Annotated in this window: 20 protein-coding genes; 11 read left to right on the top strand and 9 right to left on the bottom strand. The window is 59.6% G+C overall.

Annotation, left to right across the window (positions count from 1 at the left end):
• Positions 1-1,008, top strand: a complete 1,008-nt coding sequence (gene cydB, locus BFW87_RS07105) for a cytochrome d ubiquinol oxidase subunit II (RefSeq protein ID WP_078739209.1) — start codon at positions 1-3, stop codon at positions 1,006-1,008.
• A 12-nt stretch (positions 1,009-1,020) separates the two neighbouring features.
• Entirely contained in the window at positions 1,021-1,188 is a 168-nt protein-coding gene (locus BFW87_RS07100; RefSeq protein ID WP_078739208.1) for a DUF2474 domain-containing protein, read from the top strand.
• A gap of 64 nt (positions 1,189-1,252) precedes the next feature.
• Here BFW87_RS07100 and BFW87_RS07095 read toward each other — a convergent pair whose 3' ends face one another.
• Entirely contained in the window at positions 1,253-2,377 is a 1,125-nt protein-coding gene (locus BFW87_RS07095; RefSeq protein ID WP_078739207.1) for a methyltransferase, read from the bottom strand.
• 163 nt (positions 2,378-2,540) lie between these two features.
• Positions 2,541-3,254 (bottom strand): helix-turn-helix transcriptional regulator, encoded by a 714-nt coding sequence (locus BFW87_RS07090; RefSeq protein WP_078739206.1) that lies wholly within the window; start codon positions 3,252-3,254, stop codon positions 2,541-2,543.
• A gap of 458 nt (positions 3,255-3,712) precedes the next feature.
• Here BFW87_RS07090 and BFW87_RS07085 point away from each other — a divergent pair, with 458 nt between their 5' ends.
• On the top strand, positions 3,713-4,489 hold the full coding sequence (locus tag BFW87_RS07085) for a ferredoxin--NADP reductase (RefSeq protein ID WP_078739205.1): 777 nt from the start codon (positions 3,713-3,715) through the stop codon (positions 4,487-4,489).
• 131 nt (positions 4,490-4,620) lie between these two features.
• Here the strand turns inward: BFW87_RS07085 and mscL are convergent, their stop codons facing one another.
• Positions 4,621-5,037 carry a large-conductance mechanosensitive channel protein MscL gene (gene mscL, locus BFW87_RS07080; RefSeq protein ID WP_056858221.1) on the bottom strand — a complete coding sequence of 139 codons (417 nt, stop codon included), beginning with the start codon at positions 5,035-5,037 and terminating at the stop codon, positions 4,621-4,623.
• 286 nt (positions 5,038-5,323) lie between these two features.
• Between mscL and katB the strand changes: the two genes are divergently transcribed.
• The 3 genes from katB to radA are packed head-to-tail and all read left to right on the top strand — an operon-like array spanning position 5,324 to position 8,864.
• The gene (gene katB, locus BFW87_RS07075; RefSeq protein ID WP_078739204.1) at positions 5,324-6,865 is read left to right on the top strand and encodes a catalase KatB; all 1,542 of its coding nucleotides are present in this window, start codon (positions 5,324-5,326) and stop codon (positions 6,863-6,865) included.
• Between the two features lie 56 nt (positions 6,866-6,921).
• Complete coding sequence (locus BFW87_RS07070; RefSeq protein WP_078739203.1) at positions 6,922-7,461, top strand: ankyrin repeat domain-containing protein; 540 nt, start codon at positions 6,922-6,924, stop codon at positions 7,459-7,461.
• A gap of 35 nt (positions 7,462-7,496) precedes the next feature.
• On the top strand, positions 7,497-8,864 hold the full coding sequence (gene radA, locus BFW87_RS07065; protein WP_056858224.1) for a DNA repair protein RadA: 1,368 nt from the start codon (positions 7,497-7,499) through the stop codon (positions 8,862-8,864).
• A gap of 154 nt (positions 8,865-9,018) precedes the next feature.
• Here radA and BFW87_RS07060 read toward each other — a convergent pair whose 3' ends face one another.
• On the bottom strand, positions 9,019-9,387 hold the full coding sequence (locus tag BFW87_RS07060) for a PilZ domain-containing protein (RefSeq protein WP_078739202.1): 369 nt from the start codon (positions 9,385-9,387) through the stop codon (positions 9,019-9,021).
• Positions 9,388-9,561: 174 nt separating this feature from the next.
• Between BFW87_RS07060 and BFW87_RS07055 the strand changes: the two genes are divergently transcribed.
• From BFW87_RS07055 to yjiA, 3 genes are all read left to right on the top strand, one after another.
• Complete coding sequence (locus tag BFW87_RS07055) at positions 9,562-11,628, top strand: carbon starvation CstA family protein (RefSeq protein ID WP_078739201.1); 2,067 nt, start codon at positions 9,562-9,564, stop codon at positions 11,626-11,628.
• 15 nt (positions 11,629-11,643) lie between these two features.
• Positions 11,644-11,841, top strand: a complete 198-nt coding sequence (locus BFW87_RS07050) for a YbdD/YjiX family protein (RefSeq protein WP_003176208.1) — start codon at positions 11,644-11,646, stop codon at positions 11,839-11,841.
• Between the two features lie 186 nt (positions 11,842-12,027).
• Positions 12,028-12,987: a GTPase gene (yjiA, locus tag BFW87_RS07045; protein ID WP_078739200.1), complete on the top strand. Its 960-nt coding sequence runs from the start codon at positions 12,028-12,030 to the stop codon at positions 12,985-12,987.
• 178 nt (positions 12,988-13,165) lie between these two features.
• Here the strand turns inward: yjiA and glyA are convergent, their stop codons facing one another.
• Together glyA and BFW87_RS07035 are read right to left on the bottom strand one after the other, a co-directional pair.
• Complete coding sequence (glyA, locus tag BFW87_RS07040) at positions 13,166-14,419, bottom strand: serine hydroxymethyltransferase (protein WP_078739199.1); 1,254 nt, start codon at positions 14,417-14,419, stop codon at positions 13,166-13,168.
• Positions 14,420-14,651: 232 nt separating this feature from the next.
• Positions 14,652-18,503 carry a sensor domain-containing protein gene (locus BFW87_RS07035; protein WP_078739198.1) on the bottom strand — a complete coding sequence of 1,284 codons (3,852 nt, stop codon included), beginning with the start codon at positions 18,501-18,503 and terminating at the stop codon, positions 14,652-14,654.
• Positions 18,504-18,788: 285 nt separating this feature from the next.
• Between BFW87_RS07035 and ettA the strand changes: the two genes are divergently transcribed.
• Entirely contained in the window at positions 18,789-20,453 is a 1,665-nt protein-coding gene (ettA, locus tag BFW87_RS07030; protein WP_078739197.1) for an energy-dependent translational throttle protein EttA, read from the top strand.
• A gap of 167 nt (positions 20,454-20,620) precedes the next feature.
• On the opposite strand, the gene BFW87_RS07025 is transcribed toward ettA, so the two are convergent.
• Together BFW87_RS07025 and BFW87_RS07020 are read right to left on the bottom strand one after the other, a co-directional pair.
• On the bottom strand, positions 20,621-21,121 hold the full coding sequence (locus tag BFW87_RS07025; protein ID WP_078739196.1) for a GreA/GreB family elongation factor: 501 nt from the start codon (positions 21,119-21,121) through the stop codon (positions 20,621-20,623).
• 70 nt (positions 21,122-21,191) lie between these two features.
• Positions 21,192-21,548: a hypothetical protein gene (locus BFW87_RS07020; RefSeq protein ID WP_078739195.1), complete on the bottom strand. Its 357-nt coding sequence runs from the start codon at positions 21,546-21,548 to the stop codon at positions 21,192-21,194.
• 429 nt (positions 21,549-21,977) lie between these two features.
• On the opposite strand from BFW87_RS07020, the gene BFW87_RS07015 reads away from it, so the two are divergent.
• Complete coding sequence (locus BFW87_RS07015) at positions 21,978-22,268, top strand: DUF3077 domain-containing protein (RefSeq protein WP_078739194.1); 291 nt, start codon at positions 21,978-21,980, stop codon at positions 22,266-22,268.
• Positions 22,269-22,316: 48 nt separating this feature from the next.
• Here BFW87_RS07015 and BFW87_RS07010 read toward each other — a convergent pair whose 3' ends face one another.
• Complete coding sequence (locus BFW87_RS07010) at positions 22,317-22,622, bottom strand: chorismate mutase (protein ID WP_078739193.1); 306 nt, start codon at positions 22,620-22,622, stop codon at positions 22,317-22,319.
• Between the last annotated feature and the right edge of the window lie 239 nt (positions 22,623-22,861).

The raw sequence follows: 22,861 nt of genomic DNA, 5'->3' as shown, positions 1-22,861 counted from the left end.
ATGGGTATTGATCTTCCGCTGATCTGGGCCGTGATCATCATCTTCGGCATCATGATGTACGTGGTCATGGATGGCTTTGATCTGGGTATCGGAATTCTCTTTCCGTTTATCCCGGGCAAGGTCGACCGCGATGTAATGATGAATACGGTCGCGCCCGTGTGGGACGGCAACGAAACCTGGCTGGTACTCGGCGGCGCTGCGCTGTTTGGCGCGTTCCCGCTGGCTTATTCGGTGGTCTTGTCGGCGCTGTACCTGCCGCTGATCCTGATGCTGATCGGGCTGATCTTCCGGGGCGTGGCCTTTGAGTTCCGCTTCAAGGCCAAGGACGACAAGCGCCATCTGTGGGACAAGGCGTTTATCGGCGGCTCACTGGCGGCGACGTTCTTCCAGGGCGTGGCGCTGGGCGCGTTTATCGACGGCATCCCCGTGGTCAATCGCCAATTCGCCGGTGGTTCGCTGGACTGGGCCACGCCGTTCACAATGTTCTGCGGTGTGGCGCTGGTGGTTGCCTATGCCTTGCTCGGCTGCACCTGGCTGATCATGAAGACCGAAGGCAAGTTGCAGGAGCAGATGCACAACCTGGCGCGGCCTTTGGCCTTCGTGGTGTTGGCGGTGATTGGTATCGTCAGCCTGTGGACGCCGCTGGCGCACCCGGAAATTGCTTCGCGCTGGTTCACCCTGCCGAACCTGTTCTGGTTCCTGCCGGTGCCGATCCTGGTGCTGGTGACCATGTACGGCTTGATCCGCGCCGTAGCGCGTAATGCGCACTACACCCCGTTTTTGCTGACGCTGGTGCTGATCTTCCTTGGCTACAGCGGCCTTGGGATCAGCCTGTGGCCGAACATCATTCCGCCGTCGGTTTCGATCTGGGACGCCGCCGCGCCGCCGCAAAGCCAGGGCTTCATGCTGGTGGGCACGCTGTTTATCATCCCGTTCATCCTGGGTTACACCTTCTGGAGCTACTACGTGTTCCGTGGCAAGGTCACCCACGAAGACGGTTATCACTAGGAGGGTCGTTCCATGTCCGGCAAACCTACGTTGAAAGAGATCGAAAAGGCCGAGAAGCAGCCGTTGTGGCGGCGCTTGGGGTGGCTGGCGATGATCTGGACCGGCAGTGTGCTGGCCCTGTTCGTGGTGGCCAGCCTGATGCGCATGTTCATGAATGCGGCGGGCCTGACCACGCACTGACATCCCGATCCGGGCCTTGCGGCCCGGCTTTCAACCCTGCCTTTTGCAAGAAAGGCGGGGTTTTTTATTTGCGCGCTTTGAGAATCACAAACTTTGGCGTGGTGGCGACTTGCTCGACACCCCGGAATAACCGCGCCAGCTTGGTGTGGTAACCCAAGTGACGATTGCCGACGATGTACAAGGCGCCACCCACCACCAGGCTTTCGCGTGCCTGCTGGAACATGCGCCAGGCCAGAAAGTCGCCCACCACCTGTTGCTGATGGAACGGCGGGTTGCACAGCACCACGTCCAGTGACTGCGGCTCTTGGCCGGCCAGGCCATCATCGGCGCGCAGCACGACGTCGCGATCACCCAATGCGGCCTGCCAGTTCTCGGCGGCCGATTGCACGGCCATAAACGACTCATCCACCAGCGTGTAGTGCGCGCCCGGGTTTTGCAGCGCGCTGGCAATTGCCAATACGCCGTTGCCGCAACCCAGGTCCGCCACGCGGGCAGTGCCAAGGTTTGTTGGCAGGTGCGGCAGGAAGGCGCGGGTGCCGATATCCAGGCCTTCGCGGCAGAACACGTTGGCGTGGTTAAGCAACTCAATGGCGGGTGCGTCGAGGCTGTAGCGGGTGGGGTAGGGCGAGACGGCGGCAGGGCGATCTGCAACGGTGGCGATCAGCAATCGCGCTTTTTTGACCGCAAGCGAGGCCTGCATCGGGCCGATATAACGCTCCAGCAACTCGCCCGCCGCCCGTGGCAAGTGCTTGACCATGGCGCCTGCGATCACCTCAGCACCGGGCGCCAGTTGCCCCTGCAAGCGAATCAGCTGTTCTTCAAGCAGGGCCAGGGTTTTCGGTACGCGGATCAGCACCCGGTCGAAGGGCCCGGTGGGCACCCGGTTCGCCGGGATGAAGGCCACGGCATCAAAGGCTTTGGCGTTGCGTGTGAGGTTTTTCTCCAGGCCTTGGGCGGCGAGAAACGAATCGCCGCTGGACGTCACCTGCACGTTGCCTTCCAGGCTTGCCGCCAAGGCACCGAAGCTGTCATTGAGCACCAGCACGCGAGTGGTGGCGTTCGGCTGCTGGCTCGCCAGATGGCTGAGCAGGTACTCATCGGCGGCATCGAACGCTTGCAGCGGATCATTGTGTTGCTCTGGCTGGCGGATCAGATCGAGCTGGGCGAAGGGGCTGTCAAGCAGGGGCATGGCGGGGGAGGCTCTGGGTCATCGATGGGTGTTCGGGAGGGGGGGGCGCCGGCCGAACCGTCTGAGTGAACTGCGAGGCGGCGCTAACAGGGCTGCTTCAACACTCAGAATTGGCCGTAAATGTTACTTTTTTTTCGGCGCGATTACATGCGGTGTTTGTCGGTCAGTCAAGCAGCCCCGCTTTTGATGCGCGCAAAACGGCGGCAATCTTGCTGCTGACCCCCAGCTTCTGCATGATCCGGCCCATGTGAAAGCCGACAGTTCGTGGGGTGATTGACATGATGCTGCCCACTTCGTCTGCTGTCTTGCCCAGCGCCGACCATCTCAGAATCTGCATTTCTCGCGGCGTTAACCGGGGCGGCTGGTCGATGCTGGGCGGGTCCGCGAAGTGCTGTGCCAACACGGCGTGCATCGCATGGCAGAGCCACAACACCTCGCCCGCCTTTTCGTAGAGTTCCTGCGGGCTGACGACGCCGTTACTGCGGCACAGCGTGAACATGCTGAAGACTCCCCGGAAGTCATGCATCGCTTGAGTCCAGCCCAGGTGCACACCGAAAGACTTAGCCAGGTCCCACAGGTTGGGCGCGGTGGTGAAGGCTTTTTCATCCCAGAGGATAGGAAAGAGGCTGGCCTTGCAATGAGCTACAACCGGGTCTACCTCGAAGAAATGCGCTTTTTTATAAAGTGCGTTCCACTCTTGGGGGTAGTTGTTGAAATCGATCGGTTCAGTCTGATTATTAGGTGATTGAGAACTCATCTTGAAAGCACAGTGTTCGAAACCGAGCTGATGGGTTTTGTTGATGACCATTTCAAAAACCGTGATGACCTTGGGCTCACCCTCCAGTTTAGGGATCCGTTTATTACGCCAGTTGACCATCGGTAACTCTCCATGATTTTCTCCGTGACTTGGGTACGTCCTGATCCCCCGAAGCGACACGAAAATGAGTGTAGGACATTGCCTACGTATCGATGTGAAAAATATATTGGTCTCGATGAGAGTCAACTTTGGATAGGCTTGTACAAAAAATAGTGTGTTGTGTAAGTTGTCCGAGTAGTGACGGAAACCTCATTGATCTTAATGGGTTATGAATAATGCCAAAGTGATAGCGGTTACATGCACTGCATCATCTAACAGCCGAATGTCCGTATATTAATAGCCAAATAATTAGTCTGGCGAAAACGCACAGTGGCTGTCGGTGGCAGCTTTTTAAATTTCAATAAACCTGCTCAACCTGACCGGGAACGTGCCTGACGCTGCAATGCCAGTACAAATCAACGGTGTTTGCGCGCGCTCCTTTGAGGGACACTAGAAGCCTGTGCAAAACGGAGCCCCCCATGACGGCCAGTGCTGAAAAATTTACCCGCCAGACCCTGCTCGACGTGCAATCGCTGACCCCCAGCCTGTTTACCTTGCGCACCACCCGCGACCCTGGCTTCCGGTTTACCGCCGGCCAATTCGTGCGCCTGGGCGTGACCAAGGCAGACGGCAGCACGGTATGGCGTGCCTATTCCATTGTGTCTTCACCGTTTGACGAGCATCTGGACTTCTTTTCCATCGTCGTTCCAGGCGGCGAATTCACCAGCGAACTGAGCCGTTTGCAGGTCGGTGATACTTTGCTGGTGGAGCGCCAGGCCACGGGCTACCTGACCTTGAACCGTTTTGTGGACGGGCGTGATTTATGGCTGTTGGGCACCGGCACCGGGGTGGCGCCTTTTTTGTCGATCCTGCAGGACTTCGAGGTCTGGGAAAAATTCGAGCGCATCGTGCTGGTCTACAGTGCGCGGGAAGCGAAGGAGCTGGCTTACCAGTCGCTGATCAATGAGCTGGGCGAGCGTGAATACCTGGCCGAGTACGCTCACAAGTTCACCTATGTCCCCATCGTCACCCGCGAACAGCATCCGGGTGCGCTGAACGGGCGCATCACCACGCTGATCGAGAATGGCGAGTTGGAACGCGCTGCGGGTGTTGAGTTGACCCCGGAACATTCGCGCGTACTGATTTGCGGCAACCCGCAGATGGTCGATGACACGCGCCAGTTGCTCAAGCAGCGCGATATGAACCTGAGCTTGAGCCGCCGTCCCGGTCAGGTGGCGGTAGAAAACTACTGGTAATAAAAAAGGCGCTCCATTCAGGCTAATGCCGATCAGCTAAGGATTTGCACAGCTCTTGTGGCCGAGCTGTGCCAACTCTAACTGATCAGCATTAGCTTCATTCAGGCACCTTTTTTACCAGCCGGTTTTGATTAAAGCGGCTTGTCGTTCTGTGCCTTGAGCAGATCACGGATCTCACCCAGCAGCAGCTCTTCTTTGGTCGGAGTCGGCGGCAGGCTCGGCGCTACGGCCTCTTCGCGCTTGAGACGGTTGATGGCCTTCACGCCCATGAAGATTGCAAACGCGACAATCACGAAATCAATCACGCTCTGAATGAACTTGCCATACGCCAGGACTACCGCCGGAACGTCGCCCTGCGCTGCCTTGAGCGTTATCGCCAGGTCCCCGAAGTCCACGCCACCGATCAGCAGACCGATGGGTGGCATCACCACATCGCCTACGAAGGAGGAAACAATCTTCCCGAAAGCCGCGCCGATGATGATACCGACGGCCATATCGACCACATTGCCTTTGACCGCGAAGGCCTTGAACTCACTGATCACGCCCATAAGTTATTCCTTGTTACAGATGAGAAGGGTGGAGGTCAGTGTAAGTCAGCCGTAGAGGGCTTGCTCGACACAACCGTTAACACTGTCAGTTTTTATCGACACATTAAATCGCAAATAGTTTGCAAAGTGCCACCAATCGCGCGCGAAATACGCGCCATTTCAGCGGGTTACCACACTATTTTCTTAATCGTGCCGGTACGGCTTTTCTATTTATCTTATGACCCGCAGGTCACTAGCCTCTGGCAAGCACGAATGAATGTGCATAAAAAAACCAGAGGAAACCTCGATGAATACCCCTATGAGCCGTAGGCCCGTGTCCGCGCGTCACGCGCTGGCACTGGTCACCGCCAGCCTGCTGTCCCTCTCTGTGCAAGCCGCCAACCTGACCCGCGATAACGGCGCCGCCGTGGGTGATAACCAGAACTCGCAAACCGCCGGTGCCAATGGCCCGGTGTTGCTGCAAGACGTACAGCTTATCCAGAAGCTGCAACGTTTTGACCGCGAGCGCATCCCGGAGCGCGTTGTGCACGCCCGTGGCACTGGCGCCCATGGCACCTTTACGGTCACTGACAACCTCAGCGACCTGACCAAAGCCAAAGTCTTCGCCGCCGGCGAAGCCACCCCGGTGTTTGTGCGCTTCTCTGCCGTGGTCCACGGCAACCACTCGCCGGAAACCCTGCGTGACCCACGCGGCTTCGCCACCAAGTTCTACACCGCCGAAGGCAACTGGGATTTGGTGGGGAATAACTTCCCGACGTTCTTTATTCGTGACGCCATCAAGTTCCCGGACATGGTTCACGCGTTTAAACCCGACCCGCGCACTAACCTGGACGACGACTCGCGCCGTTTCGACTTCTTCTCCCATGTTCCAGAGTCCACCCGTACATTGACCGAGTTGTACTCGGACTCCGGCACTCCCGCCAGTTACCGTGAAATGGACGGCAATGGCGTACATGCCTACAAGTTGATTAACGCCAAAGGCGAAGTGCACTACGTCAAGTTCCACTGGAAGAGCCTGCAAGGCATCAAGAATCTTGACCCCAAGCAAGTTGTCGAAGTGCAAGGGCGTGACTACAGCCATATGAGCAATGACTTGGTGACGCATATCAACAAGGGCGATTTCCCCAAGTGGGACTTGTATGTGCAAGTGCTGAAACCTGAGGACCTGGCCAAGTTTGATTTCGATCCCTTGGACGCTACCAAGATCTGGCCAAATGTACCGGAGCGCAAAGTCGGGCAGATGGTGCTGAACCGCAACCCGGCGAACGTGTTCCAGGAAACCGAGCAAGTCGCCATGGCCCCGGCCAACCTCGTACCGGGCATCGAGCCGTCGGAAGACCGCCTGCTGCAAGGTCGCGTGTTCTCCTACGCCGACACGCAGATGTACCGCCTGGGCCCTAACGCCCTGCAACTGCCGATCAACGCCCCTCGTGTGACCGTCAACAACGGTAACCAGGACGGCGCCATGAATTCGGGCAAAACCACCACCGGCGTGAACTACCAGCCAAGCCGCCTGTTGCCGCGGGAAGAGCCGCAGACGGCGCGCTACAGCCAGTCGGCGCTGTCGGGTAGCACCCAGCAAGCGAAGATCCAGCGTGAGCAGAACTTCAAGCAGGCCGGTGATCTGTATCGCTCTTTGAACAAGAAAGAGCGTCAGGACTTGATCGACAACTTCGGCGGCTCACTGGCGACCACCGATGATGAGAGCAAGCACATCATCCTGTCGTTCCTCTACAAGGCAGACCCCGAGTACGGCACCGGCGTCACCAAAGTGGCCAAGGGTGATCTGGCGCGCGTAAAAGCGCTGGCAGAAAAACTGACTGACTAATGTCTGTTCCGGTCGGCGTCCTGAATCGGGCGCCGACCTCTGTGAGGAGAACACCCATGCGAATTTCTATTGGTTTATTGATGGTCATGCTCGCCTTTGTCGCCCACGCCGAGTCCCCCGACCCGGTGGCGCTCAAGGCGCAGTTGCAGGACTACTATTTCGACGCCGCCCGCCGGGGCGATGTCGACATGCTCAACACCTTCATCGAATCCGGTTACAGCCTCAACACCACGGACGACAAGGGTTACACCGCGCTGATCCTCGCCGCCTACCACGGCCAGGGGCCCTTTGTGGAGCGGTTGCTCAGCGCGGGCGCCGATGCCTGTGTGCAGGACAAACGCGGTAACACCGCGCTGATGGGCGCGATCTTCAAGGGCGAGCTGAAAATCGCCCAGCGTCTGCTGGCAACCAGCTGCAACCCCGACCAACGCAACGGCGCCGGGCAAACGGCCGCCATGTACGCCGGGCTGTTCAAGCGCGTCGAGCTGCTTGATGAACTTAAGGCCAAAGGCGCCGACCTCAACGCCGAAGACCCGATTGGCAACAGCGCTTCACGATTGGCCAGTGGTGAAATCCGGACCCCGGCGCCGCGCTGAGCTATCATCGCGGTTTTTCGGTTGGAGGTTCTCAAATGGCAAAGGCCAAGCGCATGTACGGCTGCACGGAGTGCGGCGCGACCTTTCCCAAGTGGGCCGGCCAATGCACCGAGTGCGGTGCGTGGAACACGCTGACTGAAACCATGATTGAAAGCGGTGGCGCCGCAGCCCCCACCGGCCGCGCCGGCTGGACCGGGCAGCAGGCGCAGATCAAGACCCTGGCCGAGGTCAGCGTCGAAGAAATCCCGCGTTTCTCCACCGCTTCCGGTGAACTGGACCGTGTGCTCGGCGGCGGCCTGGTGGACGGCTCGGTGGTGCTGATCGGCGGTGACCCCGGCATCGGTAAATCCACGATCCTGCTGCAAACCCTGTGCAGCATTGCCAGCCGCATGCCGGCGCTGTACGTCACCGGGGAAGAATCCCAGCAACAAGTGGCCATGCGCGCCCGTCGCCTGGGCTTGCCCCAGGATCAGTTGCGGGTGATGACCGAAACCTGCATCGAAAGCATCATCGCCACGGCGCGCATCGAAAAACCCAAGGTCATGGTGATCGACTCGATCCAGACCATTTTCACCGAGCAACTGCAATCGGCCCCGGGTGGCGTGTCCCAGGTACGCGAAAGTGCGGCGTTGCTGGTGCGTTACGCCAAACAGAGCGGCACGGCGATCTTTCTGGTCGGCCACGTCACCAAAGAAGGCGCATTGGCCGGGCCGCGCGTGCTTGAGCACATGGTCGACACCGTGCTGTATTTCGAGGGCGAATCCGACGGCCGCTTGCGCTTGTTGCGCGCGGTGAAAAACCGTTTCGGCGCGGTGAACGAGCTGGGTGTGTTCGCCATGACGGATCGAGGCCTGAAAGAAGTCTCCAACCCATCGGCGATTTTTCTCACGCGCGCTCAGGAAGAAGTCCCGGGCAGCGTGGTGATGGCAACGTGGGAAGGCACCCGGCCAATGCTGGTGGAAGTGCAGGCGCTGGTGGATGACAGTCATTTGGCCAACCCGCGTCGCGTCACCCTGGGCCTGGATCAGAACCGTTTGGCCATGCTACTCGCGGTGCTGCACCGTCACGGCGGCATTCCGACGCATGATCAGGACGTGTTCCTCAACGTGGTCGGTGGGGTCAAGGTGCTGGAAACCGCCTCTGACCTGGCGTTGATGGCGGCGGTGATGTCCAGCCTGCGCAATAAACCGCTGCCCCATGACTTGCTGGTGTTTGGCGAAGTCGGCCTGTCGGGCGAAGTGCGCCCGGTGCCGAGTGGTCAGGAGCGTTTGAAGGAAGCCGCCAAGCACGGCTTTAAACGCGCGATCGTGCCCAAGGGCAACATGCCGAAGGAATCGCCGCCGGGAATCAAGATCATCGGGGTGACGCGCCTGGAACAGGCGCTGGATGCACTGTTCGAGTAATCAGCAACACCGCAAAACCCCTGTGAGAGCGGGCTTGTGTGGGAGCTGGCTTGCCTGCGATAGCATCACCTCGCACTACCTGATGCACCAAGGTGTCTGCATCGCGGGCAAGCCCGGCTCCCACACAAGCCCCACATTTGAACTGTGTTGACTGCTAGAGCTCCAGCAACGCACCGAGCTCTCGTTCAAGCTCAGCCTGATCCCCCAGGTTCAATTCGATCAACCGCCGCAAATGGCTGATCGACTCCAGATCAATGTGTTCACACACAAACCCCAGCTGCCCGTGATCGTCATGGGCCAGCTTCACCTGCATCTTTATATGCGCCTGTGGATCCAGCCGGATATCCACGGTAAATAGCCGCTTGCCATTACCGCGCCAGTCGTCGGGGCGCTCTACCAACAACCCCCGCAGCGACACATCGACCAGTTGCACCGGCCAATTCCAGGTGTCCTGGGCAATAGTCGTCCTGGCATCAAAGGCGATTCGCCGAAAACGGCGGCGATCAGACGGTTGCTCGGTCATGGTTAAACCCTCTGTGGATAGAAGGATTGTAGCCTTGCGCCATCACCCGGCTTTTATTTCTGCTTTTTTTGCAATTGCAAGGCTCTAGACCAACGTAGGGGGGTGGCCTTTAAAGCCAACAGCGCTAAACTCGGGCTGGCTGTCCTTTCTGTCCACCCTGGCTGGAATATAAAAATGAAAAATAATAATAGCCTGCTACGCCACCTACCCTGGCTGGTGCTGGCAATCGTAGGAGCGTGCGCCCTGGGCGTAGTGGCCTTGCGCCGCGGCGAGGCGATCAACGCCTTGTGGATTGTGGTCGCTGCAGTGGCCATCTACCTGGTTGCGTACCGTTACTACAGTCTGTTCATCGCTAACCATGTGATGCAGCTCGATCCACGGCGGGCCACCCCCGCAGTGCTCAACAATGACGGTCTGGACTATGTGCCGACCAACAAACACATCCTTTTCGGTCACCACTTTGCGGCGATTGCCGGTGCAGGCCCCCTGGTCGGCCCGGTGCTGGCGGCGCAAATGGGCTACCTGCCCGGCACGCTCTGGCTGATTGCCGGCGTGGTGCTGGCGGGTGCGGTGCAGGACTTCATGGTCCTGTTCCTGTCCACCCGTCGCAACGGCCGCTCCCTGGGGGACATGGTTCGCGAAGAGATGGGCCGCATCCCGGGGACCATCGCGCTGTTTGGCTGCTTCCTGATCATGATCATCATCCTCGCGGTGCTGGCGCTGATCGTGGTCAAGGCCCTGGCCGAGAGCCCATGGGGCATCTTCACCGTGATGGCGACCATCCCGATCGCGATGTTCATGGGCGTGTACATGCGCTACATCCGCCCGGGCCGCATCGGCGAAATCTCGGTGATCGGCGTGCTGTTGCTGCTGGGTTCGATCTGGCTGGGCGGGCAGATTGCCGCTGACCCGGTCTGGGCCAAGGCCTTCTCCTTCACCGGCATCCAGATCACCTGGATGCTGGTGGGCTATGGCTTCGTCGCTGCGGTACTGCCGGTGTGGCTGATCCTCGCACCGCGCGACTACCTCTCTACGTTCCTGAAAATCGGCACCATCATTGCTCTGGCGATCGGCATCCTGGTCACCATGCCAGAGCTGAAAATGCCGGCCCTGACCCAGTTCGTCGACGGCACCGGCCCGGTGTGGAAGGGCGGCTTGTTCCCGTTCCTGTTCATCACCATCGCCTGTGGCGCGGTCTCGGGTTTCCACGCGCTGATCTCCTCGGGCACCACGCCCAAGCTGCTGGATAACGAAGTCAACTCGCGCTACATCGGTTACGGCGCGATGCTGATGGAATCGTTCGTGGCCATTATGGCGATGGTTGCCGCGTCGGTGATTGAGCCAGGCGTGTACTTCGCCATGAACAGCCCGGCCGCGGTGGTCGGCGCTGACGTGGTAACCGTTGCGCAAACCGTCAGCAGCTGGGGCTTTGCAATCACTCCGGAAGCGCTGACCGCAGTGGCCCATGACATCGGCGAAACCACGATCCTGGCGCGTGCCGGCGGTGCGCCGACGTTGGCAGTGGGTATCGCGCAGATTCTGCACAGTGTGCTGCCGGGTGAAAACACCATGGCGTTCTGGTACCACTTTGCGATCCTGTTTGAAGCGCTGTTCATCCTCACGGCGGTTGACGCCGGCACTCGAGCCGGACGCTTCATGCTCCAGGATTTGCTCGGCTCCTTCGTGCCTTCGCTCAAGCGAACGGAGTCGTGGACGGCCAACCTGATTGCGACCGCAGGTTGCGTGGCAATGTGGGGCTACCTCCTGTACCAAGGCGTGATCGACCCGCTGGGCGGCATCAACACCTTGTGGCCGCTGTTCGGTATCTCCAACCAGATGCTGGCCGGTATCGCGCTGATGCTCGCCACCGTTGTGCTGATCAAAATGAAACGCCAGCGCTACATCTGGGTAACCATGCTGCCGGCGGTCTGGCTGCTGATCTGCACCGTGACGGCGGGCTTCATCAAGCTGTTCGACGCCAACCCGGCGATCGGCTTCCTGTCGCTGGCCAAGAAGTACAGCGATGCCCTGGCCAACGGCCAGATCCTCGCGCCGGCCAAGAACATCGACCAGATGCAACACGTGATCTGGAACGCCTACACCAACGCAACGCTGACCGCGCTGTTCCTGTTCGTGGTGTTCAGCATCCTGTTCTATGCGCTCAAGGTCGGCGTCGCCGCCTGGGGCAACAAAGAACGTACGGATAAAGAAGCCCCGTTCCAGGCTGTGCCGGACGCGTGATAGAGGATTGCAATCATGTTCAATGACATCAGTCGCCTCGGTAAATACCTCGGTCAGGCCGCGCGCCTGATGGTCGGCATGCCCGACTACGATACGTACGTCGAGCATATGCAAACCAAACACCCGGACAAACCGATGATGGACTACAAAGCGTTCTTCCGGGAACGCCAGGAAGCCCGTTACGGTGGCAAGGGTGGGCCTAAATGCTGCTAGCCCTGTAGCTCGGGCTGGCGGTGATCCCATGTGGGAGCTGGCCTCTGTGGGAGCTGGCTTGCCTGCGATAGCATCACCTCGGTGTAACTGTTACACCGAGGTGATGCTATCGCGGGCAAGCCCGGCTCCCACAGAGGTTTGCTCCCACATTTGTTTTGTGTTCCTTCAGTAATCAGGAGAATATTTTTGTCCTCTCCCATCCCCGTCACCATCCTCAGCGGCTTCCTCGGCGCGGGCAAAACCACCTTGCTGCGCCATCTGCTCAAGGCCGAGCACGGCTTGAAAATCGCCGTGATCGAAAACGAATTCAGTGACGCCGGTATCGACACCCAGCTGTTGGGCGCCGAGCCGGTGCAGGTCATGACCCTGTCCAACGGCTGCGTGTGCTGCACCATCCACACCGACCTGACCAAAGCCCTCTACCTGCTGCTCGAACGCCTGGACAGCGGCGAGATCGCCTTCGACCGTCTGGTGATCGAGTGCACCGGCCTGGCCGACCCGGCGCCGGTCGCCCAGACCTTTTTCATCGACGAAGAACTGCGCGAGCGCTACATCCTCGACGGCATCATCACGCTGGTGGACGCCGCCCACGCTGAGCAGCATCTGACTCAGACCATCGCCCAGGCCCAGATCGGCTTTGCCGACCGCTTGCTGGTGAGCAAGCGCGACCTGGTGGACGAAGCCACCTTCGACGCGCTCAGCCAGCGCCTGACGCGCATCAACCGCCGCGCGCCGATTCGTGTGGTCGACCACGGCGCTATCGACCTGGCCGAACTGCTCGACGTACGCGGCTTCAACTTGAATGCCGGCATGAGTTTGCGCCCGGTCAGCGCTGCGCCGTCCATAGACCGTATTTCCAGCCTGGTGCTGCGCACCGACCAGCCGCTGGATATCGACCGCCTCAGTGAGTTCATGAACGAACTGCTGGAGGATCACGGCAAGCAATTGCTGCGCTACAAAGGCGTGCTGAACATCGCCGGGGAAGACCGGCGCATGGTGTTCCAGGGCGTGCTCAAGCTCTACGGGTTCGATTGGGATACCGAGTGGGCCGAGGGCGAGGCGCGGGAGAGTGTGATTGTGTTTATTGCCGATGAGTTGCCGGAAGACAAGATTCGCGAAGGCTTTGCCCGGGTCTACCAACCCTGACTTGCAATGCATTCAAACTGTGGGAGCTGGCTTGCCTGCGATAGCGGTGTATCAGCCACAGCTGTATCAACTGACAAGCCGCTATCGCAGGCAAGCCAGCTCCCACATTGGACCGTGTTTCAATTGGCCATAAAAAAACCCGGCTTTTCAGCCGGGCTCTTTATTCAAGCAACTGCAATCAAGCGCCGTATACCGGCAGTTTTTTGCAGATGGCCTTGACCTTCTCACGCACCGCGTCGATCACGGCTTCGTTGGACAGGTCAGCCAAGATGTCGCAGATCCAGCCGGCCAGTTCCTTGCACTCTGCTTCCTTGAAACCGCGAGTGGTCACAGCCGGAGTGCCGAAGCGCAGGCCGGAGGTGACGAACGGCGAACGTGGGTCGTTCGGCACGGAGTTCTTGTTCACGGTGATGAAGGCTTTGCCCAGTGCGGCGTCAGCATCTTTACCGGAAATGTCCTGCTTGATCAGCGACAGCAGGAACAGGTGGTTCTCGGTACCGCCAGACACTACGTCAAAACCGCGTGCGATAAACACCTCGGCCATGGCCTTGGCGTTCTTCACCACTTGTTGCTGGTAAGTCTTGAACTCAGGCTGCAGCGCTTCCTTGAAACAGATCGCTTTAGCGGCGATCACGTGCTCCAGCGGGCCACCCTGGGCGCCCGGGAATACGGCGGAGTTCAGCTTCTTCTCGATCTCGGCATTGGCGCGCGCCAGGATCAGGCCGCCACGTGGGCCGCGCAGGGTTTTGTGCGTAGTGGTGGTGACCACGTCAGCGAAAGGCACCGGGTTCGGGTAGACGCCCGCAGCGACCAGACCGGCTACGTGAGCCATGTCGACGAACAGGTAGGCGCCGACCTTGTCAGCGATTTCGCGGAAGCGTGGGAAATCGAGGATCTGCGAGTAGGCAGAGAAACCGGCCACGATCATTTTCGGCTTGTGCTCAACCGCCAGACGCTCGACTTCGTCGTAGTCGATCAGGCCGTTGGCGTCGATACCGTACTGAACGGCGTTGTACAGCTTGCCGGAGGAAGAAACGCTGGCGCCGTGGGTCAGGTGACCGCCGTGGGCCAGGCTCATGCCCAGGATGGTGTCGCCGCCTTGCAGCAGGGCCAGGTACACCGCGCTGTTGGCTTGGGAACCGGCGTGCGGCTGGACGTTGGCGTAATCGGCGCCGAACAGTTCTTTTGCACGGTCGATGGCCAGTTGCTCAACCACGTCGACGTACTCGCAACCACCGTAGTAGCGCTTGCCTGGGTAGCCTTCGGCGTACTTGTTGGTCAGAACCGAACCTTGAGCCTCCATGACGGCGGGGCTGGTGTAGTTTTCCGAAGCGATCAGTTCAATGTGCTCTTCCTGGCGCACGGCTTCTTGCTGCATGGCAGCGAAGAGATCGGCGTCGTACTTGGCAATAGTCAAATCACGGCTGAACATGGCGGTCCTCAAGGATCGGGGGCAGAAAAGGAGGGCATTCTAACCCAATGGGTTTTAGATGGCATATGAAAGGACATCATGTCGCGGACAAGAGGGATTCACTTAGGGATGAGCGGCGCCTTGACTGGCCCCATCGCAGGCAAGCCAGCTCCCACACTTTGATCGGATTCACACATTCAAAATGTGGGAGCTGGCTTGCCTGCGATGAGGCCATCAGCCCCACTGCAACATCTCAGTCGAACATGAACAGCGCATCATTACTGAACTGCGCCTCAAACCGGTTCGCCGGCATCGGCCGCCCAAACAGATACCCCTGCACCTCGTCGCACCCGTGCTCACGCAGGAAATCCAGCTGCTCATGGGTTTCCACGCCCTCGGCGATCACCGCCAGGTTGAGGCTGTGGGCCATGGCGATAATGGCCCGGGCGATCTGCGCGTCCTGTTCGCCGGACGGCAGGCCATCAACGAAGGTTCGGTCGATTTTCAACACATCGATCGGGAACTGCTTGAGGTAGTTCAGCGACGAGTAACCCGTCCCGAAATCATCTACCGCAATGCTCAGGCCCAGGTTTTTCAGGCTGTCGAGGATCTGCATGGCTTCGTTGACTTCGCGCATCAGGATACTTTCGGTCAACTCCAGCTCCAGGCACGCCGGCGGCAGGCCGGTGTCCTTGAGGATGGTGGCGATGCGCTCGCCCAATTGCCCGTCGGAGAACTGCCGCGCCGAAATGTTCACCGAGACTTTCGGCACACGCACTTTGTTCTGGTGCCAGGTCTTGAGCTGACGACAGGCCTCGGCGAGCACCCAATCGCCCACATCCACCACCAGCCCCAACTCTTCCAGCACCGGAATGAAATCCCCCGGTGGCACCAGGCCGCGGCGTGGGTGGCGCCAGCGCAGCAAGGCTTCGGCGCCGGTCAAACGTTTACCGTCGCCGCTGAACTGCGGCTGGTAGTACAGCACGAATTCGTTCTGATCCAGCGCGTGGCGCAGGTCGCTTTCCAGCTCCAGACGCTCCAGGGCGCTGGCGTTCATGTCGGCCTGGTAGAACTGGAAGTTGTTCTTGCCGCGCTCCTTGGCGTGGTACATCGCCGTGTCGGCGTTCTTCATCAACTGGCTCAGTTCGTTACCGTCCTGCGGGCTCAAGGCGATCCCGATACTGGCCGTCACAAAGAACTCACGGCCTTCCAGCACAAACGGCTTTACCAGGCTGGCCAGAATCTGCTCGGCCACGTGAATGGCGCGGTTCAGCGCCATTTCACGGCTCACACGCGGTTGCAGCAGCAACGTGAATTCGTCGCCGCCCATGCGCGCCACGGTGTCATCTTCGGCGACGCAGCCGAGCAGGCGCGTGGCCATTTCCTTGAGCATACGGTCGCCGGCGGCGTGGCCCAGGGAATCGTTGATCGGCTTGAAGCGGTCGAGGTCGAGGAACATCAGCACCACCCACGACTTCTGCCGCTCGGCCGACTGCAAAGCGGTGTGCAGGCGGTCCTGGAACAGCGTGCGGTTGGGCAGGTGGGTCAGGGCGTCGTAGTACGCCAGGCGGTGGATGCGCTGCTCGCTGGCCTTGCGCTCGCTGATATCACTGAAAAAGCACACGTAGCTGGCCAGGTCACCTTCGTCGTCGAACACGGCGGTAATGCCGACCCAGGCCGGGTAGTGCTCGCCATTGCGGCGCTTGAGCCACACTTCGCCTTCCCAGGTGCTGTGCTGGTGCAATTGCTTGAGCACATAACGCAGATGGGCTTCTTGCTGCTCATCCACTGTGAGCATGTTGGGCAACTGGTCGAGGACGTCCGCCACGGCATAGCCGCTGACCCGGCTGAACGCCTCGTTGGCCTGCACGATGTAACCGGCGGGGTCGGTGATCAGGATCGCCGACGTGGAATGCTCGAACACCGTGGCGGCCATGCGCAGGTCTTTCTCGGCGCGGCGTTGCTGGCTGATATCGCGGCCCACGCCAAGGATGCCCTCGAACGCGCCGTGCTCATCCCACACCAGCACCAGGCGCAGCTCGATCGGCACCTTACGGCCATCGGCACGCAGGCAGTCGAACAAAAAGAGTTGGGTCTGCACGTCGTCGCGCAGCCTGTTCAGTGCCGCCGGGTCGCCCAGCGCGCGGCTGACTTGTTCCACCAGGCTGTAAATGCCGGTCAGTTGTTGCGGGTTGGCAATGATCGACTGCCAGCCGTTCTTGAACACCCAGTCCACGTCATAACCCAGCACGGCATTCACCGAAGGGCTGATGTAGTTGAGGGCCAGTTGGCTGTCGGTGGAGCAGATCACGTCGCTGATGCTTTCAGCCAGCATGCGGTAGCGCTGCTCGCTGTCGCGCAAGGATTCGCTGGCTTCGATCTGGTCGGTAATGTCCTTGGCCACGCCGATGATCCGCGTGATCACCGCCGTCTTGTCGCGGGCCAGCGCTTGTTCGCGGATATCGAAGCGCCGCCATTGGTTATTGCGATGGCGAAAACGCAACTGGCACTGCAACTGGGCTGAATAGCCGACCTCGCGCTGCCGCTGGCGCAGGTCGTGGTAATACTCGGCGTCTTCGGGGTGCAGCAGGATTTCCCAGAAGTACTCGCCCATTTGCTGCAGTTCGGCCTTGTTGTAGCCCAGGGTGTGGCCCAAATGGTGGTTGCTGAAAATCATCCGCTGGCTGATCACGTCCTGCACATACAGGTGGTCGGGCACTGTGCGCACCACGTCCGACCAGAAACTCTCGCGCTCCACCAGCGACAGCTCGATCAGCTTGCGGCTGGTGATGTCGCTGATGCTCAGAATCACCGCCTTGAAGTCGTCCTGCTGCTCCGGCAAGCGCATCACCAGCCACAGGTATTGGTCGTTGCCCGCCACGTCGTTGAGCTGGATTTCCAGCTCCAGTTGTTTCTGCTGGGTCAGCACCGCTTCCAGCACCTGGTAGCCGATGGCGGTCGCGTTGCGCGGGCAATCATCGATCAGGCGTTCCCACGCCTCATCACATGAACTGACATTCAGCAGGCGCACCGCCACCTGGTTGACCTCCGTGACGCGCAATTCCTTGAGCAGGTGTCGCCGCTCCTCGGCGCTGGCGTGTAACCACTCATGCAGTTGTTCGCGGGTCTGCATTTTTGTCTTGGCGAAGAACGCCTTCAGCCCCGACAGGTCGAGCACGCACAGGGCCACGCCGGTGCCTTCAAAAATATCCTGATAGCGTCGCCGGCCTTCGTTCACCTGACGCTGACGGCGGCGCATGTTCAGCAGCACGATCACCGGGATCAGGGAAAAGGCCAGGCCCAGCAGGCATTTGCCAATAAACGCGGGCAGCAATTGCTCCAGCACCGCGCTGCGGTCAAACAAACCGCGCAGTTGCCAGTCGCTTTTACTCAAGGGCGTGACCAGCACGCTTTTATTCAGTTCGTCCGGGGTCAATGCCGTCGCCCATTGCGCCGGCATGCCGCTGTCACGGCTGACCACGCGGTGGTTCAGGCGATTTTCGATGGCCCACATCGGGCGCGAACCCTGGCCATCCTGACGGGTGAGGTTGGCCAGGTAGTTGGGCGCCAGGCGCAGCGCCCAGTACATTCTTGAGCCGCCGCTGGGTTGGTGCAGCAACAGGTAAATAATGGTGCCGTCGTTGTCGTTGCTCAGGTAATAAGGTTGCGAGTGGCTGCGCTGCACCAGTTCTGCAAGCCAAGCGGCGTCGTTGCTGTCTTTGGCGCTGTCATTGATCAGTGCGCCGCTGGGGGCGAGCAGGGCGACGCTGCGCAACTCAGGCAGCGAACGCTGCAAGGTGCGCATCAGGGCCTGTTGCTGTTCGTCGTCGCGTGGCGGCTGGACCATCGGTAACAGGTTCAGCGCAATTTTTGCGCTCAGGGCCATGTTCAAGCTGATTTGCTCAGCCAGGTCGGCGCTGTAATTGATGGTGTATTGCTGCTGGTTCTTCTGGTTTTGCTGCAGTTGGTCGAGCAGTTGCCAGAACAATAAGGCGAGCAGCATCAGGACAAGCGTCGCCAATGCGCCCTTAAGGGTGCCGTGCAGGGGCGCTCCCGGCGCTAGATGAGCGGCGCGCAGGGGAGTTGGCGGCGTGACTTTGGACAAGCTGTGATCCTGCGGTTTGGCTGGACTGGCGCGCGACGTGCACTATAAGCCGGACGCCCGAAGGGCGGCTAGCATGCCTTGTGTTGTGGCAAAGTGCCAGCCCCGCCTGGCTGGACTGCCCAAGCGCATTCAGGTAGCTTTGCCGGTTACGCGAGGGCGTTCCAGCCCCAGACAATCAGGCTTTTTCCGCACGCTGGCATTGATGATAGTCAAAGGCCCGCGCCGCGCATGGCCTGGCACGGGCTTCGCCCGCTTAATTCATCCGTCACTGACGCTAGGTTCACCATGGCTCAATACGTCTTCACCATGCATCGGCTGGGAAAAATTGTTCCGCCGAAGCGGGAAATCCTGAAAAACATTTCGCTGTCTTTCTTCCCGGGCGCCAAGATCGGCGTGCTCGGCCTCAACGGTTCGGGTAAATCCACACTGTTGAAAATCATGGCCGGTGTCGACACCGAGTTCGAAGGCGAAGCCCGCCCGATGCCCGAACTGAACATCGGCTACCTGCCGCAAGAGCCGATCCTGGACCCGACCAAGACCGTGCGCGAAGTGGTTGAAGAAGCCGTCGCCGTGATCAAGAACGCCCAGGCGCGCCTGGACGAGGTCTACGCGGCTTACGCTGAAGAAGACGCCGACTTCGACAAACTGGCCGCCGAACAAGCCAAGCTCGAAGCCATCCTGCAAGCCGGCGACGGCCACAACCTGGAGCGCCAGCTGGAAGTTGCCGCCGACGCGCTGCGCCTGCCGGCGTGGGACGCCAAGGTCGAATTCCTGTCCGGTGGTGAAAAGCGCCGTGTGGCACTGTGCCGCCTGCTGCTGTCGGCCCCCGACATGCTGCTGCTCGACGAACCGACCAACCACCTGGACGCCGATTCCGTCGCCTGGCTGGAACATTTCCTTCACGATTTCCCGGGCACCGTGGTTGCGATCACGCACGACCGGTACTTCCTGGACAACGTGGCCGGCTGGATCCTCGAGCTCGACCGTGGCGCCGGTATCCCTTACGAGGGCAACTACTCCGGTTGGCTGGAAGCCAAGTCCGACCGTCTGGCCGCCGAATCCAAGCAGCAATCGGCCCACGAAAAAGCCATGAAGGAAGAGCTTGAGTGGGTGCGCAAAGGCGCCAAGGCCCGCCAGTCCAAATCCAAGGCTCGTCTGCAACGCTTCGAAGAAATGCAATCGCAGGAATTCCAGAAGCGCAGCGAAACCAACGAGATCTACATCCCGGCCGGCCCGCGCCTGGGTGACAAGGTCATCGAATTCAAAAACGTTTCCAAAGGCTACGGCGACCGCGTGTTGATCGACAACCTGTCGTTCTCGATGCCAAAAGGCGCAATCGTCGGCGTTATCGGTGGTAACGGTGCGGGTAAATCCACGCTGTTCCGCATGCTGATGGGCAAGGAAACACCGGATTCGGGCAGCATCGAAGTCGGCGAAACCGTGCAGCTTGCGTGCGTTGATCAGAGCCGTGAAGACCTGGACGGCAGCAAAACCGTGTTCCAGCAGATTTCTGACGGTTCCGACCAGATCCGCATCGGCAACTATGAAATCCCGTCGCGTACCTACGTCGGCCGTTTCAACTTCAAGGGCGGCGACCAGCAGAAGTTCGTCAAGGACCTGTCCGGTGGTGAGCGCGGTCGCTTGCACCTGGCCCTGACCTTGAAAGAAGGCGGCAACGTGTTGCTGCTCGACGAACCGTCAAACGACCTCGACGTTGAAACCCTGCGTTCGCTGGAAGAAGCCCTGCTGGACTTCCCGGGCGCCGCCATTGTGATCTCTCACGATCGGTGGTTCCTTGACCGCGTCGCGACCCACATCCTGGCGTACGAAGATGACTCGCAAGCCGTGTTCTTCGAAGGTAACTACACCGAGTACGAAGCAGACCGTAAAAAGCGCTTGGGCGATGCTGCTGCTCAGCCGCACCGTGTGCGACACAAGAAACTGGCCTGATTCGGGCTGGTTGTTTGAAAAAGCGGAGCCTTCGGGCTCCGTTTTTTTTGGGGTTTTTTCAGGGAGACCGTGGTGGGTTCATCGCAGGCAAGCCAGCTCCCACAGTTGATCGGTGTCATCCTGACTAATGCGGTCAAGGTGGGAGCTGGCTTGCCTGCGATGCAGTCTCAAGGCTGCGGCCAAGCCTCAGGCTCCACACGCAACACTTCAATCACCTGATCGCCGACCGGGCGCTTCCACAGCACCTCGTCGCCCACCTGGGCCCCGAGCAAGGCACGACCCAACGGTGAACCCCAGTTGATCAGGCCTGCGTTGGCATCAGCCTGATCTTCACCGACCAATTGAATGCGCTGCTGTTCGTCCTGCTCATTGGCAAAGGTCACCCAACTGCCGATCTGCACTTTATCGGTGGACGTAGCCGCAGCCACGACCTGCGCGCTCTGCACACGTTGGTTGAAGTAACGTAAATCCCGCTCAAGATCAGCCTGACGCTGTTTATCCTCCTTGGCCGATTCGACGCTGTATGCCTGCTGTAACTGCGCCACCTTGGCCTGTAATTGCGCCAAGCCTTGCGCAGTCACGCGGTTGGGCTGCTCGCTGACCTGACGCTCCACCGGCTGATCAGCCTGGGCGGCAGCATTGTCTTCATTTACAAAAGCACGGCTCATGACATTCTCCCTCTATGGAGTTAGGGCCATGTTCGCCGCGCTTTAGTTTCGATGGATGTCTGAAAGCGACCTATTGCGAGCGATAGGCCCTTGCCGCGTCGCGGTCCTTCTCCTGCTGCCAGGCGCGCTCACGGTCGTCCCAGTGATTGTCCTTGTAGTCACGCAACTCCTCGTTCTCACGCATCGCCTTGCACTGGCGAAAGCCATCCTCCCAACCTTCGGCGTATACGCGGTCCTTCAGATAACGCGGCACGTTCTTGCGAAACTCCCCGCTGATCACGCCTGCGGCCTGGCGACCACTGCTGCAACCGTCGTCAAAGCCGTCGGCGAAGGCCGGTGGGTAACCTTTGGCCAGTAAATCCTGATGGGTGGATTGGCAACCGGCCAACCCCACTACAGCGCACAGCAGTACCGCAGACCGCCACATGGCGTACTCCCTGGCCGTTTCACGGCTGATGGGGGAAGTCTAGTCAGAGAGTTGTGGGGGCGGTGTGAAAGGGGGGTGAGAAATGTGTTGGGTTAAAGGGCCATCAACGACGATTCTCTTTAAATTGCAGGACGTTTCCTAGAGACTCTCTGGCCTATTGCGACTTAGGGTTTGGGTCACTAGTCTCCTGGCTTCGCTGTGAAAACAGCGACCGGGTTTAGCGACCCTAACCACTGAGACTCATCCTCTTTACACATTTGGCAGGCGGTTTTTAAGCCTTTCGACATCGTGTTATGGCGGCTGTGCGCGGGAGATCTTCGGATCTGCCGGGTTTCTAAGTGACCGGTTCGCTAACCTGCGTACAGCTGCCACCCCTTTATGTTTAGCGACGTGCTGTGGTGGTCCTTAATCTCACTTAGTAGGTACACCATGTCTAAAGTCGTCCCCGATCCACCCCTGTCCTCAATCACCACCCTCGGCGTCGTCACCTTTGGCGACTATGGTGAAAACGAAAAGCCGCTGTTCCGCGTCAACTCGGGCATGCCGATTGATGAAGCCCTGGAACACGCTTCCACCCTGCTTTTTTACTCCAAGAAACTCGCCATGGAAGCCGCCATGGATGTGCGCGGCGAACAATACGCATGGGCTGCGCATTACCTGTGCGAGATGGGTAAAGCAGTGGTAGATGACCTGACTCAGGCGATAACCCCCGGCACCTAATGGCTGACACAGCATCATTTGTGGCGAGCCTGCTCGCCACAAGGGAGGTTATGTCGTCTGGTTGTTCGTCAATGCGGCATGCTCGGCCAATTCCTGCTGGATAAATGCCGCAATCATTGCGCGATAGACCTGTTCGGTAACCTCAGGGTTGGCGCCCACCGCCTCGGATAAACCCCGCACCTTGGCGATCACCTGTTCAACCCGTTGCGGCGCCTTGACGCCATCGGTGTCTTTTTTGAAGCGCGCTGCCTGGGAGACGTAGTGGCCGCGCTCGGCCAGCAGGGTGACGATTTGCTGGTCGAGGTGGTCGATGTTTGCGCGGACTTCTTCAAGGGTGGTGCAGTTAACGGCCATGTCCAAGGATCTCCTGATTGGGTGTGGCAATACGGTGTGTCTGAATATACGCGAGGCAAATGTGGGAGCGGGCTTGCTCGCGAAGGCGCTGGGTCAGTCAATACATCATTGCCTGACCCAGCGCCTTCGCGAGCAAGCCCGCTCCCACCTTTGAACTGCGGCGGGCGCAGAGTTCATGTCTGGCACAAATAAGTGTGGGAGCTGGCTTGCCTGCGATGGCGGTGTGTCAGCCAAGTATT

It is taken from the genome of Pseudomonas fluorescens, assembly GCF_002022275.1.
Lineage (GTDB): Bacteria > Pseudomonadota > Gammaproteobacteria > Pseudomonadales > Pseudomonadaceae > Aquipseudomonas > Aquipseudomonas fluorescens_AJ.
Note: the sequence above shows the minus strand (reverse complement) of the source record. Positions and strands in the feature narration are given on the sequence as shown.

Coding starts and splice junctions, on each gene's coding strand:
- BFW87_RS07055 (WP_078739201.1), top strand. CDS start 9,562: ATGAAAAATAATAATAGCCTGCTACGCCACCTACCCTGGCTGGTGCTG.
- BFW87_RS07010 (WP_078739193.1), bottom strand. CDS start 22,622: ATGGCCGTTAACTGCACCACCCTTGAAGAAGTCCGCGCAAACATCGAC.
- BFW87_RS07100 (WP_078739208.1), top strand. CDS start 1,021: ATGTCCGGCAAACCTACGTTGAAAGAGATCGAAAAGGCCGAGAAGCAG.
- BFW87_RS07015 (WP_078739194.1), top strand. CDS start 21,978: ATGTCTAAAGTCGTCCCCGATCCACCCCTGTCCTCAATCACCACCCTC.
- radA (WP_056858224.1), top strand. CDS start 7,497: ATGGCAAAGGCCAAGCGCATGTACGGCTGCACGGAGTGCGGCGCGACC.
- BFW87_RS07070 (WP_078739203.1), top strand. CDS start 6,922: ATGCGAATTTCTATTGGTTTATTGATGGTCATGCTCGCCTTTGTCGCC.
- katB (WP_078739204.1), top strand. CDS start 5,324: ATGAATACCCCTATGAGCCGTAGGCCCGTGTCCGCGCGTCACGCGCTG.
- BFW87_RS07020 (WP_078739195.1), bottom strand. CDS start 21,548: ATGTGGCGGTCTGCGGTACTGCTGTGCGCTGTAGTGGGGTTGGCCGGT.
- BFW87_RS07090 (WP_078739206.1), bottom strand. CDS start 3,254: ATGGTCAACTGGCGTAATAAACGGATCCCTAAACTGGAGGGTGAGCCC.
- mscL (WP_056858221.1), bottom strand. CDS start 5,037: ATGGGCGTGATCAGTGAGTTCAAGGCCTTCGCGGTCAAAGGCAATGTG.
- glyA (WP_078739199.1), bottom strand. CDS start 14,419: ATGTTCAGCCGTGATTTGACTATTGCCAAGTACGACGCCGATCTCTTC.
- BFW87_RS07025 (WP_078739196.1), bottom strand. CDS start 21,121: ATGAGCCGTGCTTTTGTAAATGAAGACAATGCTGCCGCCCAGGCTGAT.
- BFW87_RS07060 (WP_078739202.1), bottom strand. CDS start 9,387: ATGACCGAGCAACCGTCTGATCGCCGCCGTTTTCGGCGAATCGCCTTT.
- BFW87_RS07050 (WP_003176208.1), top strand. CDS start 11,644: ATGTTCAATGACATCAGTCGCCTCGGTAAATACCTCGGTCAGGCCGCG.
- BFW87_RS07085 (WP_078739205.1), top strand. CDS start 3,713: ATGACGGCCAGTGCTGAAAAATTTACCCGCCAGACCCTGCTCGACGTG.
- ettA (WP_078739197.1), top strand. CDS start 18,789: ATGGCTCAATACGTCTTCACCATGCATCGGCTGGGAAAAATTGTTCCG.
- BFW87_RS07095 (WP_078739207.1), bottom strand. CDS start 2,377: ATGCCCCTGCTTGACAGCCCCTTCGCCCAGCTCGATCTGATCCGCCAG.
- cydB (WP_078739209.1), top strand. CDS start 1: ATGGGTATTGATCTTCCGCTGATCTGGGCCGTGATCATCATCTTCGGC.